The organism is Nitrospirota bacterium (assembly GCA_020846775.1).
Taxonomy (GTDB): Bacteria; Nitrospirota; 9FT-COMBO-42-15; order HDB-SIOI813; family HDB-SIOI813; genus RBG-16-43-11.
Window position 1 is genome coordinate 1 of the sequence record JADLDG010000105.1, and the last position, 5,323, is coordinate 5,323.

The following is a 5,323-nucleotide window of genomic DNA, read 5'->3' on the forward strand; positions in this document are numbered from 1 at the left end:
AAACCTGATAGTAAGTGGGCCTTTAGGAATTCAAGAGAGACCCATACAAAAGGGGCAGCTGCAGATATAGGAATAGATGTTTTATCTGATATATATTTAATGAGATATCCGAATAGTCCTGTATATAGGCCGAGATAAACGGATAGCAGAATAAGCACCATAAAGCTCAGCCAAAAAGGCATCCCGCCAAACTGACTCAGGGTCTGCGTTATCCAGTTTGTTGTAAAGGAGTAGAATAGTGTCCCTGACAACCAGCACCATATGAAGCTCCATTTCCTGTTATTTCTCCTTAGTACAAAAAAAAGAGGTATTAGTCCAGCCCATGCAAGGGGCCAGAGGTCGTATTTGGGAAACGAAAGTGTGAGCAGGAGAGCAGAGCTGATTGACAGTACGATATTGTATAAAAGGGGCTTCATTTCCTTGCAATTTACCATTAAATGCAGTATGCTAACAAATTTGGATTATACAGTAAAGCCTTATCATATGCGAAGAAAACTTACAGAGATTTTAAAGCAAGCCATAGACAGTGCAATAACATCCGGGGCTATACGCGCTGAATCTGTCCCGCATCTTATCCTTGAAGTGCCAAAGGATGAGTCAAATGGGGATTTTGCCACTACAATTGCCATGAGCATGGCCTCCCTTGAAAAGAAATCTCCACGAACCATTGCTGAGTTGATCGTCAGGTGCATGGATGACAAAGAGGGGATCATCGAACGCACTGAAATTGCAGGACCAGGATACATAAACTTTTTCTTAAAAGCAGGCGCATGGCTGGCTGCTCTTAATACTGTTATTAATAAAGGAGAGAATTACGGGCTTGCAGAGATCGGCAAAGGGAAAACTGTCCAGGTTGAATTTGTCAGTGCCAATCCTACAGGCCCTCTTCACATCGGGCATGGAAGAGGGGCTGCTTTGGGAGACTCTCTTTCCAACCTCCTGAAGAGCGCCGGCTTCAACGTTCAGAAGGAGTATTATATCAATGACGTAGGGAAGCAGATGGAAACCCTGGGACGTTCAACCTGGCTGAGATACAGGCAGGTGTTTGATCCTGAGGTCCCTTTCATGGATGATGGTTATAAAGGTGACTACATAACTGATATTGCGAAATGTCTTATTTCGGAGGTAAACGACAGGTATCTCTCAGTACCTGAAGAAGAGGCAGTCTCATTCTTTCTGAAATTTGCAAAGAATAATATCCTTGACGGGATCAGGAAAGACCTTGAAGATTTTGGTGTTCTGTTTGATGACTGGTTTTCGGAAAAAAAGTTGTATGACAGTGGTGAAGTTGAGGATATTCTAAAGCAGCTTAAGGAAAAGGCTTTCATCTTCGAGCAGGATGGCGCGCTCTGGCTTAGGACCACACAGTTTGGAGATGACAAAGACAGGGTTGTTGTAAGAGCGAATGGACAAAAGACATATTTTGCCTCTGATATTGCCTATCATCAGAACAAGATGGAAAGAGGGTTTGATTTTATAGTTGATATCTGGGGGGCAGATCATCACGGGTATGAACCTCGTATGAAGGCTGTAGTCCAGTGCCTTGGTAATCCGGCGGAGAGACTAAAGATCCTGCTTGTTCAGTTTGTTACACTGCTTCGTGAGGGTACGCCTGTATCAATGTCTACCCGTTCGGGTGAGTTCGTAACACTGCGTGAGGTGATTGATGAGGTTGGGAAGGATGCTGCAAGATTCATGTTCCTTACAAGGCGCTCGGATAGTCACCTTGACTTTGATTTAGAGCTTGTCAAAAAGGAGTCTTCAGAGAACCCTGTCTATTACGTACAATATGCACATGCGAGGATAGTGAACATCTTCAGGCAGGCAGAAGAGCGGGGTATACCAGTGCCATCTGTAGACAACACCGACCTTGCTCAGCTTATCCTGCCTGAGGAGATCAGAATGATCAGGCTCATAGCCTCGTATCCCGAATTAATCGAGGCAAGCGCCCGGGCCCTGGAGCCTCACAGGATTACCTTTTATCTGCAGGAACTGGCGGCTGCCCTTCATAATTATTATTTTCATCACCGGGTAATCACAGATGACAGAGGACTCACGGATGCAAGGTTAATACTGATGCAGGGTGTAAAGCAGGTGCTGAAAAGCGGTTTGACTATCATAGGTGTTAGTACACCTGAGAAAATGTAGACTGGCAAGATTGAGTATGAATATAAGAAACAATGAGTATGAAGCATATGAAGTTTGAGATACTAAAGCAAGACACAAATACATCAGCCAGGCTTGGCAGGCTTACGACCCCGCATGGGGTAATTGATACACCTGCCTTCATGCCTGTCGGTACAGCAGGGACTGTCAAGGGGACTACACCGGAAGAGGTGCGTGAAAGTGGTGCGCAGGTTATCCTTGGAAATACATTTCATCTTTATCTCAGACCTGGTACAGATGTAATAAGAAAATTCGGCGGCCTTCATAATTTCATGGGGTGGGACGGCCCCATACTTACTGACAGCGGCGGTTACCAGGTATTTAGTCTTGCAAAGCTGAGAAAGATAACCGGAGATGGTGTAATATTCAGATCTCCGCTTGATGGTTCTGAGCATCTGTTTACACCTGAGGGGGTGATAGAGATTCAGGAGATAATCGGTTCAGATATCGTTATTTGTCTTGACGAGTGTATTCCATACCCGTCTTCCTATGAATATGCAAAAGACTCTACAGACCTTACTGTACAATGGGCCCGGAGGTCCAGGCAGGCGTTTAACAGCTCTGATAAAGGACTATTCGGCGTTGTTCAGGGAGGTTATTACAAAGAACTGAGGGAATATTGTGCCAATGAGCTTATAGAAACCGGTTTTGACGGATATGCAATTGGAGGCGTTAGTGTTGGAGAGCCAAAGGAAATGATGTACACTGTCCTGGATCAGGTAACTCCGCTTCTTCCGTGGGACAAACCAAGATACCTGATGGGTGTTGGGCACCCTGATGATATACTTGAGGGTGTAGCCCGCGGAGTAGATATGTTTGATTGCGTAGTGCCGACCAGGCACGGCAGAAGGGGTTATCTCTTCACAAAAAGAGGGAACATCATAATAAAAAATGCCAGTTATAAGGACGATGAGTCTCCGGTGGAGGAGGGTTGTACCTGTTATACATGCAGCAAATATTCGAGGGCATATCTCAGACATCTTTTTATGTCTGGAGAAATACTGGGTTTAAGGCTCAATACAATCCACAATCTTCATTACTTTGGGAGATTTATGCAGGAGATTAGAGATGCGATTACGGCAGGTAAATTGTCTCAACTTAGAGAGGGATTTTATAATTTCAGAAAGGAGGAGGTACAATGTTAATGTTATTTTCACTGGCCTTTGCAGCCGGTGAGTCGTCAGGTTCACCCCTCGGCGGACTCTGGTCATTTTTACCGATTATACTGATCTTCCCTATATTTTATTTTCTTGTTATCATGCCGCAGCAAAAGCAGCGTAAGAAGCATCAGGCCATGCTAAATGATTTGAAAAGCGGGGACAGGGTAGTCACTTCATCCGGTATTATTGGCACGATAGTTAGCGTAGACAAGGACGCCATTGTCGTACAGGTGGCCCCAAACGTTAAAATCAGGATGATGAAGGGTTCTGTTTCTGAGTTAAGGACAGAGGAGAAGGAAGCATGAAGAAGGCACTCAAATGGAGGGTAATATTACTTGTTGCAGCGACTGTCCTTGCAATCCTGTTTTTTCTCCCGTCTCTTCCATTTTTTGATGGTTTGCCATCGGTCTGGAAAAAAGTGTTCCCATCAAAGGCTATAACACTGGGACTTGACCTGCAGGGGGGCATTCACCTTGTACTTAATGTAAATGGTGATAAGGCAGTTGAAAATTATGTTCAGCGTGTTGCAGATGACATTGTAAATCTCCTGACACAAAAGGAGATAAATAATGTTTCATCAAGCCATGGAGAAACCATATCAAGTCTTAAAGTCAAATTCGAGGATTCGACAAAGGACAAGGAAATAATTGCTGAAATAAAAAAGCTCTATCCTGTCTTTTCTGTTGAGAAGGAACAACCTGGCGAGATAGTTTATTCTCTTTCTTCTTCTGAGGTAAAAAGGATAAAGGACTCGGCCGTATCTCAGGCGCTTGAGACAATCAGAAACAGGATTGACCAGTTCGGGGTCAATGAACCGCTTATCCAGCGTCAGGGGGAAAGTCAGATACTGGTTCAGCTTGCCGGAATCAAAGACCCAAAGCGTGCAATAGAGCTGATAGGAAAAACTGCACTGCTTGAGTTCAAGATGGTTGACGATGCCGGTGATCTTCAGGGAGCTGTTTCAGGCAAGGTCCCTGAAGGGGATGAATTACTCTACGGTAAAGAGATCGATCGTGTAACAAAACAGGTAAAGCAGACAGTTCCTTATCTGGTAACATCCAGGGCGCTAATGACTGGAGATGCAATATCAGATGCACAGGTTAATATTGACAAAGAGTTTAATGAGCCATATGTGTCAATGACCTTTAATAGCGTTGGCGCAAGATTATTTGAAAGGATTACCGGAGAAAATGTCAAGAAGAGGCTTGCTATTGTGCTTGATGGCAATGTCTATTCAGCCCCTGTTATTCAGGAGAGGATTGGCGGAGGAAAGGCGCAGATAAGCGGAAAATTTACGATGGAAGAGGCTCAGGACCTTGCAATAGTACTGAGGGCCGGCGCACTTCCTGCCCCCGTTGAGATAATTCAGAACCTCACTGTAGGTCCCTCGCTTGGAAGGGATTCCATTGAGAAGGGGGTAAAGGCAACGATTATTGCAGGTATCCTGGTTGTCCTTTTCATGATTTTCTACTACAAGTTATCAGGTCTTATCGCTGATTTTGCGATGTTGTTGAATCTCGTTATACTTGTAGGTGCGCTGGCAGCCCTGGATGCCACCCTCACTCTGCCTGGTATTGCAGGAATAATTCTTACTATTGGTATGGGTGTGGATTCAAACGTGCTGATATTGGAGCGTATACGAGAGGAGTTGCGGTTGGGAAAACCGGTGCGGTCGGCTATAGATTCTGGTTATGACAAGGCCTTTATAACGATTGTAGATTCACATGTAACCACCCTTCTCACAGCCGTTATCCTGTTCCTGTTTGGGACCGGTCCTATAAAAGGATTTGCCGTTACTCTCAGTCTTGGTATCCTGATTAATCTGTTTACGGCACTGGTCGGGACAAAGGTTATTTATGATTTTATAAACAGCAGGAAGAGGCTGGAGAGGTTGAGTATATAAGAAAGGAATGGTTTAAGGGGGCGATATGAAATTTACGGAATTTATTGGTCAGACCAGTATTGACTTTATGGGGTTTAGAAAGTATGCATTTGTA

The 5,323-nt window shown here is 44.5% G+C and carries 5 protein-coding genes; 4 read left to right on the forward strand and 1 reads right to left on the reverse strand.

Features of this window, described 5'->3' with window-relative positions; genetic code table 11:
• Positions 1–96: 96 nt before the first annotated feature.
• Entirely contained in the window at positions 97–273 is a 177-nt protein-coding gene (locus IT392_12415; protein MCC6545279.1) for a hypothetical protein, read from the reverse strand.
• Between the two features lie 210 nt (positions 274–483).
• On the opposite strand from IT392_12415, the gene IT392_12420 reads away from it, so the two are divergent.
• From IT392_12420 to secD, 4 genes are read left to right on the forward strand one after another with little or no spacing between them, the layout of a single operon-like run.
• Positions 484–2,148, forward strand: coding sequence for an arginine--tRNA ligase (locus tag IT392_12420; protein ID MCC6545280.1), 1,665 nt, complete (start codon positions 484–486; stop codon positions 2,146–2,148).
• Positions 2,149–2,186: 38 nt separating this feature from the next.
• Positions 2,187–3,311 carry a tRNA guanosine(34) transglycosylase Tgt gene (tgt, locus tag IT392_12425; GenBank protein MCC6545281.1) on the forward strand — a complete coding sequence of 375 codons (1,125 nt, stop codon included), beginning with the start codon at positions 2,187–2,189 and terminating at the stop codon, positions 3,309–3,311.
• On the forward strand, positions 3,311–3,631 hold the full coding sequence (gene yajC, locus IT392_12430) for a preprotein translocase subunit YajC (GenBank protein ID MCC6545282.1): 321 nt from the start codon (positions 3,311–3,313) through the stop codon (positions 3,629–3,631). The genes tgt and yajC overlap by 1 nt, the downstream gene beginning before the upstream one ends.
• Positions 3,628–5,229: a protein translocase subunit SecD gene (secD, locus tag IT392_12435; protein ID MCC6545283.1), complete on the forward strand. Its 1,602-nt coding sequence runs from the start codon at positions 3,628–3,630 to the stop codon at positions 5,227–5,229. The genes yajC and secD overlap by 4 nt, the downstream gene beginning before the upstream one ends.
• Positions 5,230–5,323: the final 94 nt, after the last annotated feature.

Coding starts and splice junctions, on each gene's coding strand:
- yajC (MCC6545282.1), top strand. CDS start 3,311: ATGTTATTTTCACTGGCCTTTGCAGCCGGTGAGTCGTCAGGTTCACCC.
- IT392_12420 (MCC6545280.1), top strand. CDS start 484: ATGCGAAGAAAACTTACAGAGATTTTAAAGCAAGCCATAGACAGTGCA.
- tgt (MCC6545281.1), top strand. CDS start 2,187: ATGAAGCATATGAAGTTTGAGATACTAAAGCAAGACACAAATACATCA.
- IT392_12415 (MCC6545279.1), bottom strand. CDS start 273: ATGGAGCTTCATATGGTGCTGGTTGTCAGGGACACTATTCTACTCCTT.
- secD (MCC6545283.1), top strand. CDS start 3,628: ATGAAGAAGGCACTCAAATGGAGGGTAATATTACTTGTTGCAGCGACT.